Raw genomic sequence first — 26,200 nt, 5'->3', positions numbered from 1 at the left:
TTCTTTGAAAATCAAATAATTAGTGATGATATTGTGATGGTGGTCAGCGTTTACCAGTAATTGACACTCCAAAAAACCGATGATTACCATGCGGTCAAGCTGTATCAAATCATCGTGAATGATCAAAAGTTCATTCACCCTCCGGGATACGACAGTGACTCCTGTTCTGCTCGAAGCAAGCCAGGTAGCGAAGCGGTTCAACGGCGTGAGCGCGTTGCGCGACGGACGCTTGAGCCTCACGGCCGGACGCGTGCACGCGCTGTGCGGCGGCAACGGCACCGGAAAATCCACGTTCCTGAACATCCTGATGGGGCTCCTGCGCCGCGACGAAGGCACGATCCGGCTGAACGGCCGCGACGTCGACTTCGCGTCGCCCGCCGAAGCGCTCGCGAACCGGATGGCGATCATCACGCAGGAGCTGTCGCCGGTGCCCGGGATGACGGTCGCCGAGAACCTGTATCTCGGCCGCGAGCCGACCCGCGCGCGCGTCGTCGTCGATTTCCGGACGCTGAAGCGCCGCGCGCAGGACCTGCTCGACCGCCTCGGCTTCGCGATCGACGCGGGCGCGCCGATGCATCGGCTGAGCCTCGCGCAGACGCAGCTCGTCGAGATCGCGAAGGCGTTCAGCCACGACTGCGAGGTGATGATCATGGACGAGCCGACGTCCGCGATCGGCGAGCGCGAGACCGAGACGCTGTTTGCCGCGATCCGCAACGTCACCGCGCACGGCGCCGGGATCATCTACGTGTCGCATCGCCTGAGCGAGCTGTTCGAGATCGCCGACGACTACACGGTGTTTCGCGACGGCGCGTACGTCGAGAGCGGCCGGATGGCCGACATCGATCGCGCGCATCTCGTGCGCGCGATCGTCGGCCGCGAGATGCCCGTCGTCGACAAGGCGCGCCGGCCCGCGCACGGCGAGCCGTGCCTCGCGGTCGACGGGCTCACGCGCGACGACGAGTTCGAAGCGGTGAGTCTCGAGGTGCGGCGCGGCGAGATTCTCGGCATCTACGGACTGATGGGCTCGGGCCGCAGCGAATTCCTCAATTGCGTGTACGGCCTCACGCGGCCCGACGCGGGCACCGCGACGCTCGGCGGCGAGCCGCTGCCGCAAGGCGATCCCGCGCAGGCGATCCGCGCCGGCATCGCGCTCGTCACCGAAGACCGCAAGGATTCGGGCCTCGTGCTGTCCGGCAGCGTGCAGGAGAACATCGCGATGGCCGCGTACCGGCGCCTGTCGCGCGGCGGCGTGATCCGGCGCGCGCTCGTGCGCCGCCTCGCGCAATCGATGGTCGAGCGGCTGCGGATCAAGGCCGCGTCGCTGCGGATGCCGGTGGCCGCGATGAGCGGCGGCAACCAGCAGAAGGTCGTGCTCGCGAAATGCCTGTCGACGGAGCCCGTGCTGCTGTTGTGCGACGAGCCGACGCGCGGGATCGACGAAGGCGCGAAACAGGAAATCTATCGGCTGCTCGACACGTTCGCGCGCAACGGCGGCGCGGTGATCGTCGTGTCGTCGGAGGCGCCCGAGCTGCTGTATCTGAGCGACCGCATCGCCGTGTTCAAGGGCGGCCGCGTCGCCGCCGTCTGCCCGGGCGACGGCGCCACCCAGGAATCCCTGCTCCACCTCGCTTCATGAACAAGACCATGAACACTCAGACCCTGACCCGCCTCGAAGCGGCGCCGAAGCGCGTGAACGTCGCGGAGCTCGCGAGCCGCTTCGGCATCCCGATCATTTTCGTCGTGCTGTGCATCGTGCTCGCATTCGCGAGCCCGTACTTCCTCACGTGGCGCAACTGGAGCGACATCCTGCGGCAGACGTCGATCAACGGGATTCTCGCGATCGGCATGACGTACGTGATCCTGACGAAAGGCATCGACCTGTCGGTCGGCTCGGTGCTCGCGCTCGCGGGAATCGTGAGCGGCCTCGCCGGCGCGGCGGGGCACGGGCTCGCGGCGTCGCTCGCGGTCGGCGTCGCGTGCGGCGCGGCGCTCGGCGCGATCAACGGCGTGACGATCGCGCGCTTCAACGTCCCGCCGTTCGTCGCGACGCTCGGCATGTTGAGCATCGCGCGCGGCGTCACGTACATCGTCAACGACGGCAGCCCGGTCGCGAATCTGCCCGACGATTATCTTTCGCTCGGCATCGGCAAGCTCGGCCCGCTCGGAATGCCGGTGCTGATCTTCGCGGCGGTCGCGCTCGCGTGCTGGTGGGTGCTGCGCTACACGACGTACGGCCGCTATCTGTATGCGGTCGGCGGCAACGAGAAGAGCGCGCGGACGTCCGGCATCGGCGTGCGCAAGGTCGTGTTCTCGGTGTACGTCGTGTCGGGCGCGCTCGCCGGTCTCGCCGGAATGATTCTCGCCGCGCGCACGACGTCCGCGCTGCCGCAGGCGGGCGTGTCGTACGAGCTCGATGCGATCGCGGCGGTCGTGATCGGCGGCACGAGCCTGTCGGGCGGGCAGGGCGGGGTGGTCGGCACGCTGTTCGGCGCGCTTTTGATCGGCGTGATCAACAACGGGTTGAATCTGCTCGGCGTGTCGTCGTATTACCAGCAGATCGCCAAGGGACTCATCATCGTGCTGGCCGTGCTCATCGACGTGGCCCGCAAACAGCAGCGCTGACGCAGCGCATTCCCATCCGGAGGAGACGACAATGCAAACACGAAAGACCTGGCTCGGCCGCTTGGCGGCCGCAACCGTGCTCGGCGCGACGCTTGCGATCACGGCGGCGGGCGGCGCGGCGCACGCGGCGAGCGCGCCGTACCGCGTCGGCGCGGCGGTGTACGGCATGAAAGGCCAGTTCATGCAGAACTGGGTGCGCGAGATCAAGGCGCATCCGGCCGTGAAGAGCGGCGCCGTGCAGCTCACGGTGTTCGACGGCAACTACGACGCGCTCACGCAGAACAACCAGATCGAGACGATGCTCACGCAGCAGTACAGCGGAATCCTGTTCGTGCCGATCGACACGAAGGCGGGCATCGGCGTCGCGACGCGCGCGGCCGCATCCGACACGCCGCTCATCGCGTCGAACACGATGCTCGCGACGCCGAAGGTGCCGTACATCGGCAACGACGACGTCGAGGGCGGCCGTCTGCAGGCCGAAGCGCTCGCGAAGCAGCTCGGCGGCAAGGGCAGCATCGTCATCATCCAGGGGCCGATCGGCCAGTCCGCGCAGATCGATCGCGAGAAGGGCGAGATGGAGGTGCTCGCGAAATACCCGGGCATCAAGGTGATCGAGAAGAAGACCGCGAACTGGTCGCGCGCGGAAGCGATGAATCTGATGGAGGACTGGCTCAACGCGCATCCGAAGCAGATCAACGGCGTGATCGCGCAGAACGACGACATGGCGCTCGGCGCGCTGCAGGCGATCAAGAACCGCGGGCTCACGCCGAAGGACATTCCGATCACGTCGATCGACGGGATGCCCGACGCGATCCAGGCCGCGAAGCGCGGCGAGATCACGACGTTCCTGCAGGATGCGCAGGCGCAGTCGCAAGGCGCGCTCGACCTGGTGCTGCGGCAGCTCGTCGGCGCGAGCTACAAGCCGCAGTCGGTGATCTGGCAGCGCTACGCGAAGGATCTGAAGTGGGACGGCGGCACCGCGAAGCGCTACATCCTGCCGTGGGTGCCCGTCACGCCGGCGAATGCCGATCAGCTCTACAAGCAGGTCACGGGCGGTTGAGCGGGGCGGCCATGACGAATCTCTGGGACAGGGCGTTCGATCTGACGGGCCGGGTCGCGCTCGTGACGGGCGGCGCGGCGGGCATCGGGCACGCGTGCGCGCAACTGCTCGCGCAACGCGGCGCGAGCGTCGCGCTCGTCGATCGGCATCCCGAAACGATGCGGATCGCCGCGACGCTGGCAGGCGGCGCCGCGCGCCACGTCGGCATGTCGCTCGACCTGCGCGACTGCTCGGCCGCGCAGGCGGCGGTCGAGCTCGTCGCGTCGCGCTTCGGCGGCGTCGACATGCTCGTCAACAGCGCCGGCGTCGCGCTGCTCGACAAGGCGCTCGACGTCGGCGAGGCCGCGTGGGACGCGACGATGGCGATCAACGTGAAAGCGTCGTTCTTCGTCGCGCAGGCGGTCGCGCGGCAAATGATCGCGGGCGGCGGAGGCGGGCGGATCGTCAATCTCGCGTCGCAGGCGAGCGTGGTCGGCCTCGATCGGCACGTCGCGTACTGCGCGAGCAAGGCCGCGATCGTCGGGATGACGAAGGTGCTCGCGCTCGAATGGGCGCCGCACGGCATCACCGTCAACGCGGTGTCGCCGACGATCGTCGAAACCGAGCTCGGCAAGAAGGCGTGGGCGGGCGAAGCCGGCGAGCGCGCGAAGCGCGAGATTCCGGCCGGCCGCTTCGCGCAGCCGGACGAGATCGCCGCGCTCGTGCTCTATCTGCTGAGCGACGCAGCCGCGATGATGACGGGCGAGAACGTCGTGATCGACGGCGGCTACACCGTGCGTTGAAGCGGCGGCGGGCCGCGCGCGGCCTCGCCGTCATCGTCGGGACAACCGACCGAAGAAAACACTGGAGACTTTGCATGTCGTCGATAGCCGAAGCGCCGCCGCAACGCGCGGCCGCACACAGCGACGCGGGCGCGCTGCCCGCCACGATGCGCGCCGTGGTCTGCCACGGTCCGGAGGACTACCGCCTCGAACAGGTGCCGGTGCCGAAGCCGGGGCCTGACGAGATCCTGACCGAAGTGGAGCTCGTCGGCATCTGCATGGGCGACATCAAGACGTTCCGCGGCGCGCCGTCGTTCTGGGGCAGCGCGGTGCAGCCGCGCTACGTGAAGCCGCCGATGATCCCGGGCCACGAGTTCGTGTGCCGCGTCGTCGCGCTCGGGCCGGGCGCCGAGCGGCGCGGCGTGAAGGTCGGCGATCGCGTGATCTCCGAGCAGATCGTCCCGTGCTGGGGCTGCCGCTTCTGCGGCCATGGCCAGTACTGGATGTGCCAGAAGCACGATCTGTACGGATTCCAGAAGAACGTGCACGGCGCGATGGCCGAGTACATGATCTTCACGAAGGAGGCGATCGTCCACACGGTGCCCGATTCGATTCCGTCCGATGAGGCGATCCTGATCGAGCCGCTGTCGTGCTCGCTGCATGCGGCCGATCGCGCGAACGTCGGCTTCGACGACGTGGTCGTCGTCGCGGGCGCGGGCACGCTCGGGCTCGGCATCATCGGCGCGGTGCGGCTGCGCCATCCGAAGAGGCTGATCGTGCTCGACATGAAGCCGGAGCGCGCGGCGCTCGCGCTCAGGATGGGCGCGGACGAAGTGTGGAATCCGGGCGAAGAGAACGTGATCGAGAAGATTCGGTCGATCACGGACGGCTATGGCTGCGACATCTATATCGAGGCGACCGGCCATCATCGCGCGGTCGGCCAGGGGCTCGCGATGCTGCGCAAGCTCGGCCGCTTCGTCGAATTCAGCGTGTTCAACGACGACGCGACCGTCGACTGGTCGATCATCGGCGACCGCAAGGAGCTCGACGTGCTCGGCTCGCACCTCGGCCCATACATGTATCCGCGCGCGATCGACTTCATCGGATCGCGCAAGATCGACGTGCGCGGCATCGTCACGCACACGTTTCCGCTGTCGCGCTTCGCGGAGGCGTTCGCGGTGATGGAGCGCGGCGAGCAATCGTTGAAGGTCGTACTGGATCCGCGAGGTTAATTGCATGAATCGTGTCATCAATCATCCCGACTACGTCGTCGAGGACATGCTGCGCGGCATCGTCGCCGCGCATCCGGCGCTCACGCTCGACGCGGACAATCCGCGCGTGATCGGCGTCGCGCAGCCGGCGCCGGGCAAGGTCGGCGTCGTCACGGGCGGCGGCTCGGGCCACGAGCCGGCGTTTCTCGGCTATACGGGGCCGGGACTCGTCGACGCGGTCGCGGTCGGCGAGATCTTTTCGTCGCCGACCGCGAAGAGCTTCCTCGACGCGTTCAAGCGCGCCGATCGCGGCGCGGGCGTCGCGTGCCTGTACGGCAACTACGCGGGCGACAACATGAACGTGAAGATGGCCGTCAAGATGGCGGCCGCGCAGGGCATCGACGTGAAGACCGTCGTCGCGAACGACGACGTCGCGTCGGCTTCGCGCGACGAACGCGCGAAGCGTCGCGGCGTCGCGGGCGAGATCCTGATGTGGAAGGCGGGCGGCGCGCGCGCGGCGGCGGGCGGCAGTCTCGACGCGGTGATCGCGAGCGCGCAGAAGGCGATCGACAACACGCGCTCGGTCGGCATCGGCCTGTCCGCGTGCACGATTCCGGCGAACGGCAAGGCGAACTTCCACATCGCCGACGGCGAGATGGAGGTCGGCATCGGCCATCACGGCGAGCACGGCGTGCGCGTGATGCGCACGGTGAGCGCGAAGGACATGGCGGAGATGATGCTCGACATCGTGCTGCCGGATTTTCCGCTCGAACGCGGCGAGGAAGTCGCGGTGCTCGTGTCGGGGCTCGGCGCGACACCGCTGATGGAGCAATATATTCTGTATGCCGAAGTAGCGGAGCGGCTCGCGGCGGCCGGATTGAAGATCGGCTTTCGTCTCGTCGGCAATCTGTTCACGTCGCTCGAGATGATGGGCGTCACGCTGACGATCACCCGGCTCGACGACGAACTGAAGCAATTGTTCGCCGCGCCGTGCAGCAGCATCGGCCTTACCGTGGGAGAACGCGCATGAACACCGCCGCCATTCAGCGCCTGCTGCTCGCCGACGCCGGTTTCGTCGTGCGCGAGCTCGTCGACGTGATCCAGCGCAACCGCGATCATCTGTCGGAGATCGACGCGGCGATCGGCGACGGCGATCACGGCATCAACATGAGCAAGGGCTTCGGCCAGTGCGGCGCGCGGCTCGACGCGCGCGGCGCGACGAGCCTGCCGGATGCGCTCGACGTATTGTCGACGTCGCTGATGGAAGGAATCGGCGGATCGATGGGGCCGCTTTACGGCAGCTTCTTCATGGATTTCGCGGCGGCGCTGAAGGGGCGCGACATGCTCGATGCGGCGCTGTTCGGCGAAGCGCTGTCGGCGGGGCTGGCGGGATTGCGGGCGATCAGCGATGCGACGGTCGGCGACAAGACGTTGATCGACACGCTCGCGCCCGCCGACGCCGCGTTTCACGAAGCGCTGCGCGCCGGCGACGATTTTCGGCACGCGCTCGCGGCGATGAGCGCGGCCGCCGAGCGCGGCAAGGAATCGACGCGCTGGCTGCAGGCGAAGATCGGACGGGCGTCGCGGCTCGGCGAGCGGTCGGTCGGCACGCTCGATGCGGGGGCGGTGTCGTGCTGCCTGATTCTGTGCAGCATCGCGAGTTCGATCGGCGCGCGGCTGAACTGACCGGATAGGCCGCTGCGACGGATCGGCGGCGGGCGAGTCGAGCGTAAGCGGCAACCGGCAACCGGCAACCGGCAACCGGATCGGCGATCGACAGTCGGCGGCATCGCGCAAGCGGGCTGCGCCGCGCGGCGCGAGAGCGTTGGCGCTTGGCTCGTCGCGATTCGGGCGCGGCGTTCGACAGGCGGGATGCGACTCGCAGCCCGACGTCTGCAATCCGCGTCGCGATGCGTGTCGCGATGCGCGCGCCCGCCGTCGCGTCAGCGCGCGAGCGTCTTCCGAAAGAAAACAACCCGCTCGGTTTCGTCGAAGCCGAGTGCGCGATGCAGCGCGTGCGACACGGCGTTGCCGAGCGGCGCGTCGGATGCGAATTCGGCGCAGCCGCGTGTCGCGCCCCAGGCAGCGGCGGCCGAGCACAGCGCGCGGGCGGCGCCGCGGCGGCGCGCAGCCGGATCGACGAAGATGCCTTCGAGAAACAGCACGGGCGACGCGTCGCAGCCGTTCACGTAGTCGTGCCGCACGGCGACCTCGGCGAAGCCGAGCGGCGCGTCGTCCGGCGTCCACGCAATGAAGCACGCGTGTCGGTTCGGCGCGTCGAGTTGCTGCGCGACGTCGCGCGCGTGCTCGGCGTCGTCCGCATGCGGCCACAGCGCGCGCCGAAGCTGCCGCCACACGGCGGCATCGGACGCCGCGGCGGCGCGGATCGTGAAGAGAGAAGCGGGGTGCGTCAAGTCGCCGCGCTCGCCGAGCGGGCTGCGTTCACCGCGTGCGCGACGCGCTCGACGAATTCGCGGTCGACGCTCATGATCGCCTCGCGCTTGCCGTCCGGCATGTCGACGATGAGCCGATGCGTGACGTCCTGCGTGGTCCATGCGAGGTAGCCGACGACGATGAGCATCACGCCCGCAACGAGCAATGCGCTTGTGCCGAGCGTGCCGCCCGCGATCGCGGCGGCGACGCCGATGAGCGAGATCGACCACGGAACGATCTTGTTTTTCCTGACGGCGAGAACTTCGACACCGCGGATCTCTCGCAGCGCGAAGATTTGCCCTGCGGCGGACAGACTGTTGCGCGTGACCATGACGCCGCGTTCGTTGAAGGCGTTTTCCATCAAAGGGGTGCGAATCGGAAAACGCGCAGCGTAGCAGATTTGACCGGAGCGTCAACGAGGTCCGATGACGCACGGCGTCGAAATCGGGGAAGACCGACACCGGTGAACGGCAGGGAAAAATCGGTAAGGACTGCCGGTTACGGCGGCCGGACCGGACGATCGGGGGCGGGATGGCCCGCGAAGGCGGCCGCGGAACGCGGCTTGCGAGCGCGGCCGGCGACTCCGGCCAATCGGTGAAAGAGAACGGAGAAAACGGACAAAAACGGACAAAAACGGCAGGAACGATCGGAAGCGGCCCATCCGGCGCGGGAATGCATCGCCGCGCCGCGCCGCGCGTGCGCGAGCGTCGCCGGGCGTGGCGGCGAATCGCGCCGGAACGCGCGTCAGAACAGCGCGGCGCCGCCTTCGTACAGGCGCCCGGGCACGTGCGACGCGACCGCCTCGGCGATTTCCGCCTCGGTGCTCTCGGCCGGCACGATCCGACGGCGCGCCGGCGCGTCGAGATGCATCGTCCATTCGACGAGCCGGTACGGGCGCCCCCACGGGCGCTGCATCGCGATCGACACGCGGCAGCTTTGCACCGGGAACGCGTGTTCGTGCGTAAGTAACGTGCGCAGGCCGCTGAAAACGGTATCTTCGACCATCGTTTCCTCCGATCCTGTCTTGCGTTGGACGGTCTGCGCCGCCGCAATCGGGATAAAAAAATGCCGCCGATGCTCAGGCGGCCAACAGGGGGGGTGTGAGCATCCTCTCAACCCAGAATTAAGCGAAACTTAAAAGCAGCAAAAAAAGCGCCCCGCACGAGGCGGGGCGCTTTTGCCGTAGTGTGCCGCGAGTTGTCGAGCGAATGCTCAGAACTTGTGGCGGATACCGACGCGCGCGGCGAACTGGTTCTTCGAACCCGTGCCCGACGTGTTGAAGTAGCTCGTGCTCGAACCGATCTGCGCCTGCAGGTTGTTGCCCGACGCTTCCTGATAGATCGCGAGCAGGTACACGTCGGTGCGCTTGCTGAGCGCGTAGTCGAGCGCGCCGTTCACCTGGTTCCAGTGGCCCGAGCTCGCACCCGACACGCGCGAGTACGTGTAGCCGACGCCCGCCGACAGCGCCGTCGTGAACGCGTACTTGCCGCCCGCTTCGTACGCGTTGTACGTCGTGCTGCCGCCCGTGACCGGCTCGAGGCGCGTGTTCGTCCACAGCGCCCAGAGGGTCGCCGGGCCCCAGATGTAGCGGCCGCCGACGCCGAAGCTGCGCAGGTCGCGGACGTTGTTGATCGTCAGGTTCGCGATGTTGGTCGAGAACGCCGGCGTCGACTGGCCCGGATAGCGGATGTCGGTGTACGCGGCGCCGAGGCCGATCGGGCCGTTCGCGTAGTTCAGGCCGAAGCTGTACGCGCGCGACGAGCCGGGCGTCGTCGTCGTGCCCGTCGTCGTCGCCGGTGCGCCCGCGAACGACGTCGAGTTCGAGAAGCCGTACAACGCGCCGAACGTGAAGCCCGAGTAGTTCGCGCTCTGGAACTTCACCGCGTTGTTGATGCGGCTCGACGTGAGCTGGTCGATGTCGTTCACGTGGTACGCGTAGTTGCCCGCGACCGTGTTGCCGCCCGTCGAGTAGTTCGAGCCGAGGATGTCGGTCGAGAACGAGTATTGACGGCCGAACGTCAGCGTGCCGGCGTCCTTGTGCGACAGGCCGACATAAGCCTGGCGGCCGAAGATCGCGCCGCCCTGGCCGATCGTGCCGTTGCCGCTGTTGAAGCCGTTTTCGAGCACGAAGATCGCCTTCAGGCCGCCGCCGAGGTCTTCGGCGCCGCGCAGGCCCCAACGGCTGCCCTGGGCCACGCCGTCGTCGTACTTGAAGAGCTTGCTGCTGCCGCTGGCGCTCTTGCTATGGTTCACATAGCTGACGCCGGCGTCGATGAGGCCGTACAACGTGACGCTGCTTTGTGCATGAGCAGCGCTCGCGGTTGCGGCGAGGATAGCGGTGGTCAACAGTTTCTTGTTCAAGGCAAATCTCCGAGCAGTAAGAATGTTTGCAGTTCCGCTGCGCTCTTTAAGGCGTTTGGAAGGGGAACGGAAGCGCACTGTATCGACGGGGCGCTTAATGAATATGACAATTGCTGTCATGTTCACATCTGTAGCGCCCACGCCACACGTGATGATGGCTGCTTGCATTCGTCGCGTTATACCGATTCCGCCGGATGATTGACCGGGCGCAGGAATATATGTATGAAAATTGCTTGGTTTGTCCGTTTGCCGCCACATGCGACGATTCGCGCTTTCATAAAAGCGGGATGCGAGGACAAGCCATGCAACGATTTGCTTCGATCTTTCGCCGGGCGGCCGGCGGCGCGGCGTTCGCGATCGCGGCGACGCTCGCGCACGCGGGCGGCCCGGCGCTGAAGATCGGCACGATGAGCGGCCCGGACGCGCAGATCTGGGCCGAGGTGACGAAGGTCGCCGCGCGCGACGGGCTCGCGATCAAGGTGATCGAATTCAACGACTACGTGCAGCCGAACGCGGCGCTCGACGCGGGCGACCTCGACGCGAACGGCTTCCAGCACCAGCCGTTCCTCGACAGCCAGATCAAGCAGCGCGGCTACAGGATCGTGAACGTCGGGCTCACGTATACGTCGCCGATGGGCTTCTATTCGAAGAAGCTCAAGTCGCTGAAGGATCTGCCCGTCGGCGCGAAAGTCGGGATTCAGAACGATCCGTCGAACGGCAATCGCGCGCTCCTGCTGCTGCAGAAGTACGGAGTCGTCAAGCTGAAGCCGGGCGCCGGCACGAACGGCGTGAACGCGACGCCGCTCGACGTCGCCGAGAATCCGAAGAGGATCAAGCTCGTCGAGCTCGACGCCGCGCAGTTGCCGCGCGCGCTGCCGGACCTCGACGCGGGGTCGATCAACACCGACTACGCGGTGAAGGCGGGGCTGTCGCCGGTGAAGGACGCGATCGCGATCGAGGATCTGAAGGGCCCGTACGCGAACCTGATCGCGGTGCGCGCGCAGGACAAGGACAAGCCGTGGGTGAGGAAGCTCGTCGCCGCGTATGAATCGGACGATGTGCGCAAGTTCATCGAAACGAAATTCAACGGCGCGATCATTCCGGCGTTCTGACGAAGCCGACAGGGGTGGGCGGGCGCGCTGCGCGTGCGCCCGGACGCATCGCCGAGCGCGATGCACATGCGAGTCGGGACAGCGACTCGCCCGCCTCGAGCGGGCGAGCGTCTTTTCGGGACGGTCCGGCCGTACGGCGGCGGCGGGCCGGTGCGCGGGGCGCGCGTCGAAGACACGGCGGACAGGCTCGACGCCGTCCATTCCGGCGCACTTGGGTTTGCCGGTCGCGGCGCGGTCGCGCAGCCTCTGCCTCGCTCCGCGGCGGCGGACGATATCGCGCGGCCGAGGGCGGCGGCGCGGGCCGCGACGAAAAATCGCCGCGGCCCGCCGCGTCGGGCGCGCCCGCTCAGGCCGTCAGCAGCGACCCGGTGCGGATCGGCTTCTCGCCGGCGATCCGCGCGACTTCCATTCCGGCCGTCGCGAAGCGCGCGATCTGGCGCGCGTACAGCACGCCGGACACGCTGCTCTTCAACGTGACGACGCGGTCGGTCAGCGGATCGACGATGTCGGCCACTTCGTCGCCCGCCTCGATCCACACGCCGACGGGCGTCCGGAACACGATCACGCCCGATACCGGCGCGACGAGCGGATCGGTGCCCGCGAGCGGCGTCGCCGCGAATTCGAGCGGCGGCTGCGGCGCGGGCGTGCCTTCGATCGCGCCGCGCAGCGTCAGGTATTCGATCAGCGCCTGCGCGTCGTGCTCGGCGAATTCGTACGACACGTCGCGCTCGCTGCGCAGCTCGACCGTCACCGAAATCGAGCCGTTCGGGATCGGATGGCGTTCGCCGAAGCGGTTGCGCAGCTCGGACCAGCAGAAGCTGTGAATCTCGTCGAACGGGTTGCCGACCGAGTTCAGCGCGAGCAGCGACGCCTTCGCGCCCAGGTAGCGCGCGAGCGGCTCGACGTCGCCCCACAGATCCGGATTCGTGTAGACGTGCATCACCGCGTCGCAGTCGCAGTGCAGGTCGAGCACGATGTCGGCGTCGAACGACAGCCGCTGCAGCGCGAGCCGCTGCGATTCGAGCTCGGTGCGCGGCTTCTGCTCGCCGAGCGCCTCGCGCATCGCGTCGCGGACGATGGCGAGGTTCGCGGCCGCGTCTTTCGTGAGGCGGCCTTCGATGCGCGGGATCACGAGCGCGGCGAGGTCGTGGAAGTTTCGGTTGAAGTTCTGCATCGACCCGAGCTCGAAGCGGCCGAGATGATCGCCGAACACGTGCTGCGAGAGGCCGATCGGATTCGCGACCGGCACGACGACGATCTCGTCGCGCAGCTTGCCCGCCGTCTCGAGCGCCGCGAGCTTGCGGCGCAGCAGCGTCGCGACCAGCATGCCGGGCAGCTCGTCCGCATGCAGCGATGCCTGGATGTAGATTTTCTTCCCGCTGCGCGGGCCGTAGTGGAAGCTCGTGATGTGGCGCGCCGTGCCGACGGCCGGCGAGATCAGCGGATGGGTCTGCGTTTGCATGATGGGAATGAGCGGCGCAACCGCCGCGCGCCTTCTGTCGATGTCGGTGAGACAACGATTGTACGTGGATCGTCATCGACGCACCAAACCTGTGCCGGAGGTTCGCCGTTTTTCTGTCCGATCAATGACTTGCGTCGAACGCAGCGTCGTCGCCGAATCAAAATCATGACGATTTTTTAATCGATACACTGTCTGCCGCAGCGCGGGCGGGGCGTCGATTTTTTTATCGTGCGAATGCGGGCGGCGAAGGCTCGGCCAAGGATCGATCCTATGACAGTGAGCGAGATGCGGTTGACGGGCAGCCGGACCGGCGAGCCTAGGGCACGCGAGAAAACCGCATACCTCCCGTACATCGACGGCCTGCGGGCGTGGGCGGTGCTGTCCGTCATGCTGTATCACATGGATGCGCGCTGGCTTCCGGGCGGTTTTTCCGGCGTCGACATTTTTTTCGTGATTTCCGGCTTCGTCGTGAGTTCGTCCGTCGCGAACCTCGGGCCGATATCGTTCGGGCAATTTCTTTTGTTTTTCTATGCTCGGCGCATGCGGCGGATTCTGCCGGCGCTGGTCGTGGCCCTGCTCGTGACCGGCTTGATCTCGACGCTCTTCATTCCGGCGTCCTACCTGAGCGACAGAAATCAGAAAACCGGACTGCTCGCGTTTTTTGGCTTGAGCAATGTCATCCTCGGCGCCACGGGCAGCGATTATTTTTCTCCGAAGGCGGAGTTCAATCCGTACACGCACACGTGGTCGCTCGGCGTCGAGGAACAGTTCTATTTGATCTTTCCGTTTCTGTTCTGGGCGTGGCTCGCTCGCAAGAACCGGAAATATCTGTCGACGGCGCTGATTGCCGTCGGGCTGTGCGCGTCGTTGTCGTGGGATGGGTGGGTGGGGCCGGCGAAGCACACGCAGGCGTTCTATTTCATCGTCGGTCGATTCTGGGAGCTTGCCGCGGGTGTGCTGCTCTATCAGTGCGTCGCGCTGTCCGGATTTTCGGCGGCCGAGCCGGCGCGGTCTTCCGCCGCCGTCGGAATCAAGGCGGGCGCATGGGCGTGCGCGTCGGCGGTGCTGGCCGGTTTCGTCATGTCGAAGCCGGATCTCTATCCTTTCCCCGGCGCGATCGTTCCTGTCGCCGGCACGCTGGGGCTGCTCGGCTTCCTGTACGGGCGCGGGCATGCGGGGTTGATTTCCACGATTCTGGAGAGCCGGGCTTTTCGATTCGTGGGCAGGATTTCCTATTCGCTCTATTTGTGGCATTGGCCGATCTTCGTCGTGTTTCGCTGGACGGTCGGGCTCGACTCGGCGAGCAGCCGAGCCTGCGCGCTGGCGCTCGCGTTCGCGCTTTCGGCCGCGTCACACCGTTTTGTCGAGACGCCGTTTCGTCGCGGCTCGTCGGCGCGCCGGGTGCCTCGCTTCGTCGTGGTCGCATGCGGGTTGGGCTTGATGGCGGGCGGCGCCGGGCTCTCGTCGATGCTGGCCGTCGCCCAACCGACGCTGTCGCTCAGCACGGTCGCGCGAAACCGGCTGGATTGGTATCCGTACGGCGCCGACACGAACCCCGCCTATCCGGGCTGTCTTGCGGACGTCGAAAATCGGGATGTCCACGGGGGGCGGTTGTGGATCTATTCGCGCAAGCATTGCGATCTGCCGCCGGCAAGCCGGCATCGTGTCTTCGTGATCGGCGATTCGCACGCGATGGCCTATGCCGGCATGTTCAAGCAATTCGTCGTTCGGACGGGCATCACGGTCTATTCCTATAACAATGCGGGGTGTCCGTTCGTCAGCCTTCAGCCGTGGCGCGAGGGCGGCGACCCCGGATGCCGTCGATACGGCGACGCGGCGCTGACGGACATGCTGTCGAAGCTCGAGCCGGGAGACGTCGTTTTCCTTCCGTCTCTGCGCCTGCCGCGCATGATCACCCAGTGGGCGTTCGTGGGCGACGAGGCCGCGCGGCGGTTGCTGTTCGGCGGCGAAGCGGTCGAACAGCGAAACCGGGCCGTCGCCGATGCCGTTCCGGTGTTGCAGGACATCGAGCGGAGAGGGGCCAGGATCGTGCTGGAAGCGCCGACACCGATATTCAGAATGGTCCCGTATCGCTGCTCGGACTGGTTCAATCGACACAACGCGATTTGCGAACGCGGCCCGCTGGTCAGCCGGCGCGAGATCGACGAACTGAGGGCGCCGGTTCTGGAATCGTATGCGCGGATCGCGGCCCAGGTGCCGGACGTTCATACGTGGGATCCGCTGCCGCTCCTGTGTCCGGAGAAAACGTGCTCGGCGTACGACGGCGAGAGGCCGTTGTTTTTCGACGGCGACCACATCAGCGGTTATGGAAATTCGCGGGTCCTGCCCGGCTTCGAGGCGTTCGTACGCAAGTTGATCGGCGTCGCGTAGCGCCGTTTTGCCGGCGCCGGGCGGCAACCGGCGAAGGCGACAGCCGAACGGAGGAAGCGGGCGCGCATGCATGTTCGGCGTGCGCCGCGTGAGCCTGTCGTCCGGTTGCGCGCGCCGATGTCGGGCGAAAAAAACGGGCTTCGCTGAAGAGCGAAGCCCGTTTTTCGTCGCGCGGGGCGGCGCGTCCTGGGGCGGTCGCGCCGTCCGCAGGCCGGCTTACTTGCCGTACACGTCGAAGTCGAAGTACTTCTTCGCGATCTTGTCGTACGTGCCGTCCTTGCGCATGTCGGCGATCGCCTTGTCGATCTTCGCCTTCAGATCGGTGTCTTCCTTGCGCAGGCCGATGCCCGCGCCTTCGCCGAGCGTCTTCGGATCGTCGAGATCCGAGCCGGCGAACGCGAAATCCTTGCCGCGCGGCGTCTTCAGGAAGCCGATGTCGGCCTGCACCGCGTCTTGCAGCGCGGCGTCGAGGCGGCCGGCGAGCAAGTCGGCGTAGACCTGGTCCTGGTTCTGGTACGGCTGGACCTTCACGCCCTTCGGCGCCCAGTAGGTCTTCGCATACGTTTCCTGGATCGTGCCCTGCTCGACGCCGACCGTCTTGCCCTTCAGCGAGTCGGCCGTCGGCATCAGATTCGCGCCCTTCTTCGTGACGAGGCGCGTCGGCGTGTTGAACAGCTTCGACGAGAACGCGATCTGCTCTTCGCGCTGCGGCGTCATCGACATCGACGACAGCACGCCGTCGAACTTGCGCGCCTTCAGCGCGGGAATCATGCCGTCGAAGTCGTTCTCGATCCACACGCACTTTGCTTTCACACGCTTGCAGATCTCGTTGCCGAGATCGACGTCGAAGCCGACCACCTTGCCGTCCGGGCCTTTCGATTCGAAAGGCGGATAGCTCGCATCGACGCCGAAACGGATCGTCGACCAATCCTTCGCATAGGCGCCGCCTGCCGACACTGCCAGCAGGGCCACGGTCAAAGCCGCCAAGAATTTTTTCACTGTTATTCCTCGTGTAGTTCGATGATTGCGCGCGGTTGTGCCGCAAGTGCGCTTCGGCCCGGCGCGGCTGCCGGCCGGGCTGACTGGTGCCCTCGTCCGGTGCAGGACGAACGGTGCGCCAAGATTACCAAGACAAAATAGCGCGAGGCTGCCTAGTGGAAGCCCCGATAGCGGTTCGGCGCGCGCCGAGGCGGCTTGTGCGGCGCGGCGCGGCGTTGCTCGTGCGGGAATGATCTATGTCAGCGTTTCGTCGGCAGCGTGCCGGAGACAGGCGATGAATTGCGTGACGGCGGGCGTCGGCAGCAAGTCGCGGCGCGACAGGATCGACAGGTCGTAGCTCGGCAGCGTGTCGTCGAGCCGCGCCGCGCGGATGCCGAGCGGCGCGACCATCGCCGCGAGCGGCTTTGTGAAGCAGCCGATCACGTCCGAGCGCGCGACGAGGCCGAGCGTCACCGCGAACGACGACGGCGCGCGCAGCAGCCGCTGCGGCAGCGGCAGCCCATGCGCGTTGAACATCGACATCATCACGCTGTGTGGGAAATGATCGGCGCCGACCGTGACGATCCATTCGGCGTCGAGCAGTTCGGACAGCCGCCGCGCGCCGGCGAGCGGATGGCCTTCGCGCATCGCGACGACGAATTCCGTCGAGCACAGCGGCAATTGCGCGAAGTCGCGCTCGAGCGCGGGGATGTGGTGGATCGCCGCGATGTCGAGCTCGCCGTTGCGCAGCCGCGCGAGTGCGTCGGGCACCGTCACTTCCTCGAGCGACAGGCTCACGCGCGGCATCGTCGCGCGGAACTTCATCACCGCGCGCGGCAGCGCCGTCAGCGCGATCGACGGCATCGTGCCGACCGCGATGCGCCCGGACATCTCGCCCCTGACCTGCTCGACCGCCTCGACGGTGCGGCGCATGTCGCCGAGCAACTGCTCGGCGCGCGGCAAGAGCGCGTGGCCGCACGCGGTCAGCTCGACGCCGCGCACGCTGCGCACGAGCAGTTCCGCGTTGAGCGCGCTCTCGAGCTCGCGGATCGTGTGCGTGATCGCGGGCTGCGTGACGCCGAGCTCGCGCGCGGCGGCGCGCAGGCTCTTGTGATGGGCGGCGGAGACGAACGCCTGCAGTTGCTGGAGCTTCATGGTGGCGAAAGGGTGATAAACGCAGTTTATCGCGGTGAAAAAAACAGCATCTTATTGAATCGTTGTGGCGTCGCTATAGTGGCCCGCTTCTGCGCGTCCGATTGCACGGACGCCGCCGTCACGGAGCCTTCGATGAACGACGCACGCCTCACCGAGGTCGACGACCTCGCCCCTCTCGCCGACGAGCTGCGCGAGATCCGCCATCGCATCCACCGCCATCCGGAGCTCGCGTACGAAGAGATCGAGACGGCCGCGCTCGTGGCCGACAAGCTCGACGCATGGGGCTGGCAGGTGACGCGCGGCGTCGGCGAGACGGGCGTCGTCGGCACGCTGCACGCGGGCGACGGCGCGCGCAGCGTCGGCGTGCGCGCGGACATGGACGCGCTGCCGATCGTCGAGGCGACCGGGCTGCCGTACGCGAGCGCCGTGCCCGGCAAGATGCACGCGTGCGGCCACGACGGCCACACGACGATGCTGCTCGGCGCCGCGTGGCGGCTCGCGCGGACGCGCAATTTCTCCGGCACCGTCCATCTGTATTTCCAGCCGGCGGAGGAGCACGGCGTCGACAGCGGCGCGAAGAAGATGATCGACGACGGTCTCTTCGAGCGCTTCCCGTGCGACGCCGTGTTCGGGATGCACAATCATCCGGGCGTCGAGCCGGGCGTGTTCCTGATGCGGCGCGGGCCGTTCATGTCGGCGGGCGACAAGGCGGCGATCGAGATCCACGGCGTCGGCGGCCACGCGGCGCGGCCGCATCTCGCGGTCGATCCGATCGTCGTCGCGGCGAGCATCGTGATGGCGCTGCAGACGATCGTCGCGCGCAACGTCGATCCCGCGCAGCCCGCCGTCGTCACGGTCGGTTCGCTGCACGCGGGCACAGCGAACAACATCATTCCGAACCGCGCGCGGCTCGAGCTCTCCGTGCGCTCGTTCGATCCGGCGGTGCGCGCGCTGCTCAAGCGCCGCATCGCGGAGCTCGTCGAATCGCAGGCGGCGAGCTACGGCGCGAAGGCGAGCGTCGAATACATCGAAGGCTATCCGGTCGTCGTCAATTCGGACGCCGAAACCGATTTCGCCGCGCAGGTCGCGAAGGAACTGGTCGGCGAGCGGAACGTCGTCGAGCAGGCCGACATCCTGATGGGCAGCGAGGACTTCGCGTTCATGCTGCAACGGCGGCCGGGCGCGTTCGTGCGGCTCGGCAACGGCGCGGGCGCGGACGACGGCTGCATGCTGCACAACCCCGATTACGACTTCAACGACCGCAATCTGGCGATCGGCGCGGCGTTCTGGGCACGGCTCGTCGAGCGGTATCTCGGCCGGTAGGCGGGGGGCTGGCGCTGCGATGGGCGCCGCGGTTAGCGGCGGGGCGGCGGCGCGCGAGCCTCGTTCTGTCGCATACCGACGTTGTCCGCCTGGCGCCGGGCAAGCGCAGGCGGTAGCGTTGGCGCGGGGCGCGGGGCGCGGGGCGTCGGGCGCGGAGCGGCAAGCAGTTCGGATAGCGAAACGGGAAGCTGCCAAGCGACAGGCGACAGGCGCAAAATTCCGCGCCATCCGCCCCGCCCGCCGCCTACGCCCGCCCCTGCGCCCCCGGCGAACGCGCGCCGCAAGCGCGCAAAATCAGCCGCACGACTTCTTCCGTCGTCTCGTCGAACGCCTTCGCCGACAGCGCACGCTTGCCGGACAGCGCGACGATCTGCGCGTCGAAGTCCGCGTAATGCTGGGTCGTCGCCCAGATCATGTAGAGCAGCGTCTTCGGCTCGACCGGCTCGACGAGCCCGCGCGCGATCCAGCGCTCGATCAGCGCGATCCGCGTATCCAACCACGGCTTCACGCGCTCGAGCATCAGATCCTGCATATGCTTCGCGCCGCTGATGATCTCGTTCGCCCACACCTTCGAGCCGAGCGGCCGCTTGCGCGACAGCGCCATCTTCGCGCGCACGTATCCGCCGAGCGCGGCAACCGGATCGTCGCCGACGTCGAAGCTGTCCGCGGCGCTGTGCCAGTCCTCGAGCAGGTCGTCGAGCACGCGCCGGTACAGCGCGAGCTTCGTCGGGAAGTAATAGTGCAGGTTCGCCTTCGGCAGCCCGGCGCGCTCGGCGATCAGCGCGGTGCTCGCGCCCTCGAAGCCGCGCTCGGCGAACACGGCCTCCGCGCACGCGAGCAGATGCGCTTCGTTCAGCTCGCGGATGTGCGCCTTGCGCGCGCGGCTTGGCGTGCGCGCCGCCCTCGTCCGGGCGCGCGGCGCGGGCGCGTCGGGGGGCGGCGTGGGCGTCGTCGGATCGTCGTGTTGCATGGCGTGCTCGGTGGATGGCGGCAACCGGAGGCGGTCATTGTAGACGCCGCGGCGGCCGGCCGACCCATCGTGGACCGCTGTCGGCCGTTCCGCCGCGCAAAAGCGACATGTTTTTTTAATCCATTGAATTCACGGCGCTAATGCGCTATAACCTGACCATTCGGACAGGATTCGATTGGCGAGCGGCGCTGCTTGATAAAGCAAAACAAAGATAGGGCCGTGCAGGCGCCGCCGTGCCGTTCTGGCCGAAGATGACGTCGGAGAGCGCGCGCTTGGGGGCTGGGGCGGCCCCCAAGCGCGCCATGTCATCCGCGTCGCGCGACGAGTTGCGACACGGTCTGTGCGGCTTCCAGCAGCGGATCGAGGAACGTCTTCACCATCTGTTTCGCGGAGTGCCGCTGCGCGTTGCCGCTGATGTTCATCGCGGCGATCACGTGCCCGCGCCGGTTGCGAATCGGCGCCGACAGCGAAATCAACCCGGCTTCCAGCTCCTGGTCGACGATCGCCCAGCCCTGGCCGCGCACCTGCGCGATCGCGTCCTTCAACGCGGCAGGATCGGTGAGCGTGCGAGGCGTATACGCGCGCAGCGTGCTCTGCGCGAGCGTGTCGTCGAGCGCGGCGTCGTCGAGCGACGCCAGCAGCACGCGGCCCATCGACGTGCAGTACGCGGGCAGCCGGCTGCCGATCGACAGATTGATCGTCATGATCTTGTGCGTCGGCACGCGCAGCACGTAGACGATCTCGGTGCGGTCGAGCACGGCCGCCGAGCAGCTTTCGTGGATGCGCGCGGAAAGCTGCTCCATCACCGGTTCCGCGAGATTCCAGAACGGCATCGACGTCAGATACGCGAATCCGAGGTCGAGGATCTTCGGCGTGAGGCGGAACAGGCGGCCGTCGGCTTCGACGTAGCCGAGCGTCTGCAGCGTCAGCAGGATGCGCCGCGCACCCGCACGGGTCAGGCCGGTCGCGGCCGCGACCTCGGTGAGCGTCTGCTCGGGATGTTCCGCGTCGAATGCGCGAATGACTGCGAGACCCCGCGCGAACGACTGAACGTAGGAGTCGCCGGGTTTTGCCTGAAGTTCTGTGCTCATGGCCGCTTGGAATAATGTGCAGCGGAGAAGATTAGCGCATGGGGTCGGGTTGCGCCAACCCGCGTCCCGCATGGGCCCGGCGCTTGACGGGAGCCGGTGCGCTCCCTATGATCGCACGGAAACGTTCGATTAACGATCTTAAGTTCTTATATCGAACAAATTTCGAGGCGAGCGGCGACGGCGGTTTCCGTCGTGTCGGCTCGCGGGATCAGATTGACCGGAGACGACGATGACCGAAGCTTTCCTGTGCGACGCAATCCGCACGCCCATCGGCCGCTATGGCGGCGCCCTGGCCCCGGTACGGGCCGACGACCTCGGCGCGGTGCCGCTCAAGGCGCTCGTCGAGCGCAACCGCGACGTCGACTGGGCCGCCGTCGACGACGTGATCTATGGCTGCGCGAACCAGGCGGGCGAAGACAACCGCAACGTCGCGCGGATGTCGCTGCTGCTCGCCGGCCTGCCGCTCGGCCTGCCCGGCGCGACGATCAACCGCCTCTGCGGCTCCGGGATGGATGCGATCGGCGTCGCCGCGCGCGCGATCAAGGCGGGCGAGGCCGGCCTCATGATCGCGGGCGGCATCGAGAGCATGAGCCGCGCGCCGTTCGTGACGGGCAAGGCGACGAGCGCGTTTTCGCGTCAGGCCGAGATCTTCGACACGACGATCGGCTGGCGCTTCGTCAATCCGCTGATGAAACAGCAATACGGCGTCGATTCGATGCCGGAGACGGCCGAGAACGTCGCGACCGACTACCGCGTGAGCCGCGCCGACCAGGACGCGTTCGCACTGCGCAGCCAGCAGAAGGCGGCGCGCGCGCAGCAGGACGGCACGCTCGCGCAAGAGATCGTGCCGGTGACGATTGCGCAAAGGAAAGGCGAGCCGGTCGTCGTTTCGCGCGACGAGCATCCGCGCGAGACGTCGCTCGACGCGCTCGCGAAGCTGAAGGGCGTCGTGCGGCCGGACGGCACGGTGACGGCGGGCAACGCGTCGGGCGTGAACGACGGCGCGTGCGCACTGCTGCTCGCGAGCGAGGCGGATGCGCAGCGTCACGGGCTGGTGCCGCGGGCGCGCGTGCTCGGGATCGCGACGGCGGGCGTCGAGCCGCGGGTGATGGGGATCGGCCCGGCGCCGGCGACGCAGAAGCTGCTCGCGCGGCTCGGGATGACGATCGGCCAGTTCGACGTGATCGAGCTGAACGAGGCGTTCGCGTCGCAGGGGCTCGCGGTGCTGCGCCTGCTGGGCGTCGCGGACGACGATCCGCGCGTGAACCCGAACGGCGGCGCGATCGCGCTCGGGCACCCGCTCGGCGCGTCGGGCGCGCGGCTCGTGACGACCGCGATGTATCAGTTGCATCGCACGAACGGCCGCTATGCGCTGTGCACGATGTGCATCGGCGTCGGACAGGGCATCGCGATCGCGATCGAACGCGTCTGATCCGCGCCGCGCATCGTGCGGCAATCCATACGGCCCGTGCCCGCAGGCGCACGGGCCGTTTTTTCTTGCGCGCGCGGCGGCGCGCATCGCGAACGCCGCCGCATCGGATGCGCGGCGGCCCGCCATGCAGCCGGGGAGAATCGCGCCGCGCGCGTCCCGCTCACGATATCTTCCGCGTTTCCCGGCGAATTCCTCATTATTCGCATGGCGCCTTGCTTGAAAAAGGCAATTCCCATCGCCGGAGAAATTCTGACGAGCCTGCATTGGCGCACGCCATGTGCTTATCTCCGCATTCGAATCAAGCTCCGAATGTCGATCGATCTTATTTCCAATTCCTGAATATTCGATCGATAAAACTCTGAAATAATTCTTGTCGGATTATTTGATGTCGATCAGTGGAATCGGCATGGTTCGAGTAAACATTCAAGTGTTGCGGGACCGGCAACGTCGGCGAAAAGCAATGAAGAAAGCCCGTCCGAGAGGCTCCGATTTGAGATGTGTCAAGGCGAAATTCATCATCTCGTGCTTTCCCCGGCGCGCCGGTTTGACCGAACGGATGCCGACAACGAGGTGCGGGCCGATCGAACGCCATTCGATCGAATTTGCCCGGCCGATGAAATCAATTAAAGGACACAGATCCAGCAATCGGAGCGCTCATGCGTAACAACCAACCTGTCACCCAACGCGAATTCGATTTTCCCGACGATGCGACCTTGATGTCGACGACCGATCCGCATGGCCGCATCACGTATGCGAATGCGACGTTCGTGCACGTCAGCGGCTTTTCGAGCGACGAGATCGTCGGCGACGCGCACAACGTCGTCCGCCATCCCGACATGCCGCGCGAGGCGTTCGCCGACATGTGGGCGACGTTGAAGCGCGGCGAGCCGTGGACCGCGCTCGTCAAGAATCGCCGCAAGAACGGCGATCACTACTGGGTGCGCGCGAACGCGGTGCCCGTGATCCGCGGCGGGCAGACGCAAGGCTACATGTCGGTGCGCACGAAGGCCGCGCGCGGCGAGATCGCCGCCGCCGAAGCGCTCTATCGCGACTTCCGCGAAGGCCGCGCGGGTGGCCGGCGGTTCCACAAGGGCGTGATCGTGCGCAACGGGCTGCTGCGCGCCGCGTCGCTGCTGCAGACGATGTCGGTGCGCGCGCGCGTCCATTTGCCGATCGTCGCGCTGACGCCGGCGATCGTCGGCGCCGCGTGGGCGGCCGGCGTGACGGGCGCGCCGCTCGCGCAGCTCGCGGGCGCGACGCTCGGCGGCGCGGCGCTCGCCGCCTGGTGGCTCGACGCGCAGATCGCGCGGCCGCTGCGCACGCTGCGCCGGCAGGCGCTCGACGTCGCGACCGGATCGAGCCGCCAGGGCGTCAACATGAACCGCGTCGACGAGATCGGCATGACGCTGCGCACGATCAATCAGCTCGGGCTGATGTTCCGCTGGCTGATCGACGACGTCAGCGAGCAGGTGTTGACCGTGCAGCGCGCGATCAACGAGATCGCGCAGGGCAACAACGACCTGAGCGCGCGCACCGAGCAGGCGGCGACGAGTGTCCAGCAGACGGCCGCGTCGATGGCGCAGATGACGGCGACCGTGTCGAGCAATGCGGAGACGGCGACGCAGGCGAACCGGCTGTCGGAATCGGCGAGCCATGCGGCGGAGCGCGGCGGCCAGGCGGTGCGCGAGGTCGTCAGCACGATGGGCGAGATCACCGAGAGCTCGCGGCGGATCTCGGAGATCATCGGCGTGATCGACGGAATCGCGTTCCAGACGAACATCCTCGCGCTGAACGCGGCCGTCGAGGCCGCGCGCGCCGGCGAGCAGGGGCGGGGCTTCGCGGTCGTCGCGGGCGAGGTGCGCGCGCTCGCGCAGCGCAGCGCGAACGCGGCGAAGGAGATCAAGGCGCTGATCGGCGCGAGCGTCGAGCGGGTCGAGTCCGGCGCGCAGACCGTCGACTACGCGGGCAGGACGATGGGCGAGATCGTGTCGCAGGTGAAGCGCGTGTCCGATCTGATCGCCGAAATCAGCGCGTCGACGACCGAGCAGAGCGCGGGCGTCTCGCAGGTCGATCAAGCGGTCGTGCATCTCGACAACATCACGCAGCAGAACGCCGCGCTCGTCGAAGAGAGCGCGGCGGCGTCGGAGAGCCTGCGACAGCAGGCGACGATGCTCGTCAAGGCGGTGGGGGTGTTTCGCTGACGCGGTGGGGGCGCGTGCGAACATGTCCGGCTCGACAGGGCTGCGTCGCGCGGCGAACGCGCGACGCAACGGGGACGAAGCGGATACGGCGGGCAGGAACCCTGTCCGCACATCGGACCGTCCGGACGAGAAGACGCGCGCGGACGTTGGAATTCATCGGCCCGCGTCGATCGGCCCTACATCGTCCGGCTTGACACGAAACATCTTGCCGGGCTCGGCTCGTTTGCAAACACGGCGGGTACGTTCCTCGTTCATCGCCTCGCACGAGATCAATGCTTCACGCCCGTGACAAGGCTGTAATAGCCGGAGCTCGGGATGGTTTCGATCGACGAAAATCCCGCATCCGTCAATATCGCGGACAATTCATGGGACGAATATTGCTCGCCCTCGGTCCAGCTAATCATCATCAAGCTGGATGCAGCTGCCGCAAGCGGACCGCTCTTGTCGTCGCGATACAGAACCTCATGTAGCACGATGCGGCCGCCGGGCGGAAGCGCCTCGAAACTCTTGCGTGCGAGAAGGGCATCCTCTTCCCGAGGCCAGGCATGGAAGACGTTCGAATAGAAATGCAGATCCGCGTCAGGAAACGGATCATGCAACATATCTCCAGGATGAAGCGCGACACGTTCCCGCACCGACGATTTTTCGAAATACGGACGGCTCAATTCGCATACGTTCGGCAGCTCGAACAGTATCCCATGCAGCGCAGGCCACGCCGAAAGCGCACCTCTCGTGTGCACGCCGGAACCCCCGCCGATGTCGAGCATCACGCGATGCATCGAGAGATCAAGTTTCGTTGGCCACACGGGCGCATGTACGGCGCTCGCACTTTCCATCGCACGCGTGAAGCGCTTTGCAAGCTCGTCCTGTTGCTCGTGTGACTGGAAGACGTCGGGACTGCCGTAAGGGTGCGCTGCATCGTCGCGTATTGCAGTCTCGAGCGACTTGAGCGAGAACGTGTCGCTGGCTTCGTACATCAGATCAAAAAATGCCCCGAAATACGTCGGGCTGCGCTCGACCAGCAAATCTTCGCCGAGCGTGGTCAGAGCGTAACGATCCGCGTCGCGCCGGACAAAACCCAGCGCCACTGCGATATTGACCAGCGCTTCGGCAGGGCGGCGTGCAAGCCCAAGAGCCGCGCAGAGCTCCCCGAGCGTGGATGGCCTTCCGTCAAGCTGGCGAAAAAGTCCAGCGCGATGCGCGATCAGCATTGCCGGACTCACGAAGAGACCAAGCGTTATGTCGTATATGGCAATGTCGTCGCGACGGGGTAACGTGAGAGTCATGGTGTGGTACCGGATGAGGTTGAGTTCGTGGCGTTGTCGAAGAAGTGGAGCGAACACGGCAACGCCGACATTAATTGACTGATTTGCTGAACGACTTCATGGGACCATGCAGTGAACGTGTCGAAAACAGTGTCGCACCTGGTGCCACCATGTTTTCTTCAGGTGAAGAAACCGCGAGAACGACGGAAAGACCGAACGCATTTGCTGCTCTCGCTTCATACGTGTCGATATGGTTTTCATCGGATACCTCATCTTGACAAGAGACGGTTGCAAACGAATGATCGCCATGTCGGTTCCGTCGAAAAGCAATTCAATACCATGCGCAAATGATGATGTCGTCTGCGAGATTTC

At 66.7% G+C, this 26,200-nt stretch carries 23 protein-coding genes; 13 read left to right on the top strand and 10 right to left on the bottom strand.

Annotation, left to right across the window (positions count from 1 at the left end; all coding sequences use genetic code 11):
• Positions 1 to 118 precede the first annotated feature (118 nt).
• From BG90_RS18800 to dhaL, 7 genes are all read left to right on the top strand, one after another.
• The gene (locus BG90_RS18800) at positions 119 to 1,636 is read left to right on the top strand and encodes a sugar ABC transporter ATP-binding protein (RefSeq protein ID WP_045568352.1); all 1,518 of its coding nucleotides are present in this window, start codon (positions 119 to 121) and stop codon (positions 1,634 to 1,636) included.
• Positions 1,633 to 2,622, top strand: coding sequence for an ABC transporter permease (locus tag BG90_RS18795; protein WP_010117888.1), 990 nt, complete (start codon positions 1,633 to 1,635; stop codon positions 2,620 to 2,622). Before BG90_RS18800 ends, BG90_RS18795 begins: the two co-directional genes overlap by 4 nt.
• A gap of 31 nt (positions 2,623 to 2,653) precedes the next feature.
• Complete coding sequence (locus tag BG90_RS18790; RefSeq protein WP_025990122.1) at positions 2,654 to 3,682, top strand: substrate-binding domain-containing protein; 1,029 nt, start codon at positions 2,654 to 2,656, stop codon at positions 3,680 to 3,682.
• Positions 3,683 to 3,693: 11 nt separating this feature from the next.
• The gene (locus BG90_RS18785; RefSeq protein ID WP_010117890.1) at positions 3,694 to 4,464 is read left to right on the top strand and encodes an SDR family oxidoreductase; all 771 of its coding nucleotides are present in this window, start codon (positions 3,694 to 3,696) and stop codon (positions 4,462 to 4,464) included.
• Positions 4,465 to 4,538: 74 nt separating this feature from the next.
• Complete coding sequence (locus BG90_RS18780; protein WP_010117891.1) at positions 4,539 to 5,675, top strand: erythritol/L-threitol dehydrogenase; 1,137 nt, start codon at positions 4,539 to 4,541, stop codon at positions 5,673 to 5,675.
• A 4-nt stretch (positions 5,676 to 5,679) separates the two neighbouring features.
• Positions 5,680 to 6,684 (top strand): dihydroxyacetone kinase subunit DhaK, encoded by a 1,005-nt coding sequence (locus BG90_RS18775; protein WP_010107620.1) that lies wholly within the window; start codon positions 5,680 to 5,682, stop codon positions 6,682 to 6,684.
• Positions 6,681 to 7,340: a dihydroxyacetone kinase subunit DhaL gene (dhaL, locus tag BG90_RS18770; protein ID WP_010107621.1), complete on the top strand. Its 660-nt coding sequence runs from the start codon at positions 6,681 to 6,683 to the stop codon at positions 7,338 to 7,340. The genes BG90_RS18775 and dhaL overlap by 4 nt, the downstream gene beginning before the upstream one ends.
• A gap of 257 nt (positions 7,341 to 7,597) precedes the next feature.
• Here dhaL and aac(6')-III read toward each other — a convergent pair whose 3' ends face one another.
• From aac(6')-III to BG90_RS18750, 4 genes are all read right to left on the bottom strand, one after another.
• Positions 7,598 to 8,068, bottom strand: a complete 471-nt coding sequence (gene aac(6')-III, locus BG90_RS18765) for a tobramycin N-acetyltransferase AAC(6')-III (RefSeq protein WP_010117892.1) — start codon at positions 8,066 to 8,068, stop codon at positions 7,598 to 7,600.
• The gene (locus BG90_RS18760) at positions 8,065 to 8,448 is read right to left on the bottom strand and encodes a DUF6232 family protein (protein WP_010117893.1); all 384 of its coding nucleotides are present in this window, start codon (positions 8,446 to 8,448) and stop codon (positions 8,065 to 8,067) included. The genes aac(6')-III and BG90_RS18760 overlap by 4 nt, the downstream gene beginning before the upstream one ends.
• 383 nt (positions 8,449 to 8,831) lie before the next feature.
• Entirely contained in the window at positions 8,832 to 9,092 is a 261-nt protein-coding gene (locus BG90_RS18755) for a DUF2866 domain-containing protein (RefSeq protein WP_010107627.1), read from the bottom strand.
• 207 nt (positions 9,093 to 9,299) lie between these two features.
• Positions 9,300 to 10,448 carry a porin gene (locus BG90_RS18750; RefSeq protein ID WP_010117894.1) on the bottom strand — a complete coding sequence of 383 codons (1,149 nt, stop codon included), beginning with the start codon at positions 10,446 to 10,448 and terminating at the stop codon, positions 9,300 to 9,302.
• A 302-nt stretch (positions 10,449 to 10,750) separates the two neighbouring features.
• Between BG90_RS18750 and BG90_RS18745 the strand changes: the two genes are divergently transcribed.
• Positions 10,751 to 11,560 carry a MetQ/NlpA family ABC transporter substrate-binding protein gene (locus tag BG90_RS18745; protein ID WP_010107629.1) on the top strand — a complete coding sequence of 270 codons (810 nt, stop codon included), beginning with the start codon at positions 10,751 to 10,753 and terminating at the stop codon, positions 11,558 to 11,560.
• Between the two features lie 346 nt (positions 11,561 to 11,906).
• Here the strand turns inward: BG90_RS18745 and BG90_RS18740 are convergent, their stop codons facing one another.
• Positions 11,907 to 13,022 carry a succinylglutamate desuccinylase/aspartoacylase family protein gene (locus BG90_RS18740; protein WP_010107630.1) on the bottom strand — a complete coding sequence of 372 codons (1,116 nt, stop codon included), beginning with the start codon at positions 13,020 to 13,022 and terminating at the stop codon, positions 11,907 to 11,909.
• Between the two features lie 270 nt (positions 13,023 to 13,292).
• Here BG90_RS18740 and BG90_RS18735 point away from each other — a divergent pair, with 270 nt between their 5' ends.
• Positions 13,293 to 15,413 carry an acyltransferase family protein gene (locus BG90_RS18735; protein ID WP_082094631.1) on the top strand — a complete coding sequence of 707 codons (2,121 nt, stop codon included), beginning with the start codon at positions 13,293 to 13,295 and terminating at the stop codon, positions 15,411 to 15,413.
• A gap of 216 nt (positions 15,414 to 15,629) precedes the next feature.
• Here the strand turns inward: BG90_RS18735 and BG90_RS18730 are convergent, their stop codons facing one another.
• Entirely contained in the window at positions 15,630 to 16,412 is a 783-nt protein-coding gene (locus tag BG90_RS18730) for an ABC transporter substrate-binding protein (protein ID WP_010107632.1), read from the bottom strand.
• A gap of 234 nt (positions 16,413 to 16,646) precedes the next feature.
• Complete coding sequence (locus BG90_RS18725) at positions 16,647 to 17,546, bottom strand: LysR family transcriptional regulator (RefSeq protein ID WP_010117897.1); 900 nt, start codon at positions 17,544 to 17,546, stop codon at positions 16,647 to 16,649.
• 132 nt (positions 17,547 to 17,678) lie between these two features.
• Here BG90_RS18725 and BG90_RS18720 point away from each other — a divergent pair, with 132 nt between their 5' ends.
• On the top strand, positions 17,679 to 18,869 hold the full coding sequence (locus tag BG90_RS18720; RefSeq protein WP_010117898.1) for a M20 aminoacylase family protein: 1,191 nt from the start codon (positions 17,679 to 17,681) through the stop codon (positions 18,867 to 18,869).
• 244 nt (positions 18,870 to 19,113) lie between these two features.
• Here BG90_RS18720 and BG90_RS18715 read toward each other — a convergent pair whose 3' ends face one another.
• Both BG90_RS18715 and BG90_RS18710 read right to left on the bottom strand, forming a co-directional pair.
• Positions 19,114 to 19,839 (bottom strand): TetR/AcrR family transcriptional regulator, encoded by a 726-nt coding sequence (locus BG90_RS18715; protein WP_010117899.1) that lies wholly within the window; start codon positions 19,837 to 19,839, stop codon positions 19,114 to 19,116.
• A gap of 305 nt (positions 19,840 to 20,144) precedes the next feature.
• Positions 20,145 to 20,930 (bottom strand): IclR family transcriptional regulator, encoded by a 786-nt coding sequence (locus BG90_RS18710; RefSeq protein WP_010107642.1) that lies wholly within the window; start codon positions 20,928 to 20,930, stop codon positions 20,145 to 20,147.
• 229 nt (positions 20,931 to 21,159) lie between these two features.
• On the opposite strand from BG90_RS18710, the gene pcaF reads away from it, so the two are divergent.
• From pcaF to BG90_RS18700, 3 genes are all read left to right on the top strand, one after another.
• Positions 21,160 to 22,362, top strand: a complete 1,203-nt coding sequence (gene pcaF, locus BG90_RS18705) for a 3-oxoadipyl-CoA thiolase (RefSeq protein ID WP_045568350.1) — start codon at positions 21,160 to 21,162, stop codon at positions 22,360 to 22,362.
• 36 nt (positions 22,363 to 22,398) lie between these two features.
• Positions 22,399 to 22,701, top strand: a complete 303-nt coding sequence (locus BG90_RS35315) for a hypothetical protein (RefSeq protein ID WP_124072378.1) — start codon at positions 22,399 to 22,401, stop codon at positions 22,699 to 22,701.
• A 317-nt stretch (positions 22,702 to 23,018) separates the two neighbouring features.
• Positions 23,019 to 24,563, top strand: coding sequence for a methyl-accepting chemotaxis protein (locus tag BG90_RS18700; RefSeq protein ID WP_045568349.1), 1,545 nt, complete (start codon positions 23,019 to 23,021; stop codon positions 24,561 to 24,563).
• 269 nt (positions 24,564 to 24,832) lie between these two features.
• Here the strand turns inward: BG90_RS18700 and BG90_RS18695 are convergent, their stop codons facing one another.
• Positions 24,833 to 25,849 carry a methyltransferase gene (locus tag BG90_RS18695; RefSeq protein ID WP_025990123.1) on the bottom strand — a complete coding sequence of 339 codons (1,017 nt, stop codon included), beginning with the start codon at positions 25,847 to 25,849 and terminating at the stop codon, positions 24,833 to 24,835.
• Between the last annotated feature and the right edge of the window lie 351 nt (positions 25,850 to 26,200).

Source organism: Burkholderia oklahomensis C6786, from assembly GCF_000959365.1.
Classification (GTDB): Bacteria; Pseudomonadota; Gammaproteobacteria; order Burkholderiales; family Burkholderiaceae; genus Burkholderia; species Burkholderia oklahomensis.
This window is presented reverse-complemented; position numbering and strand designations above follow the sequence as displayed.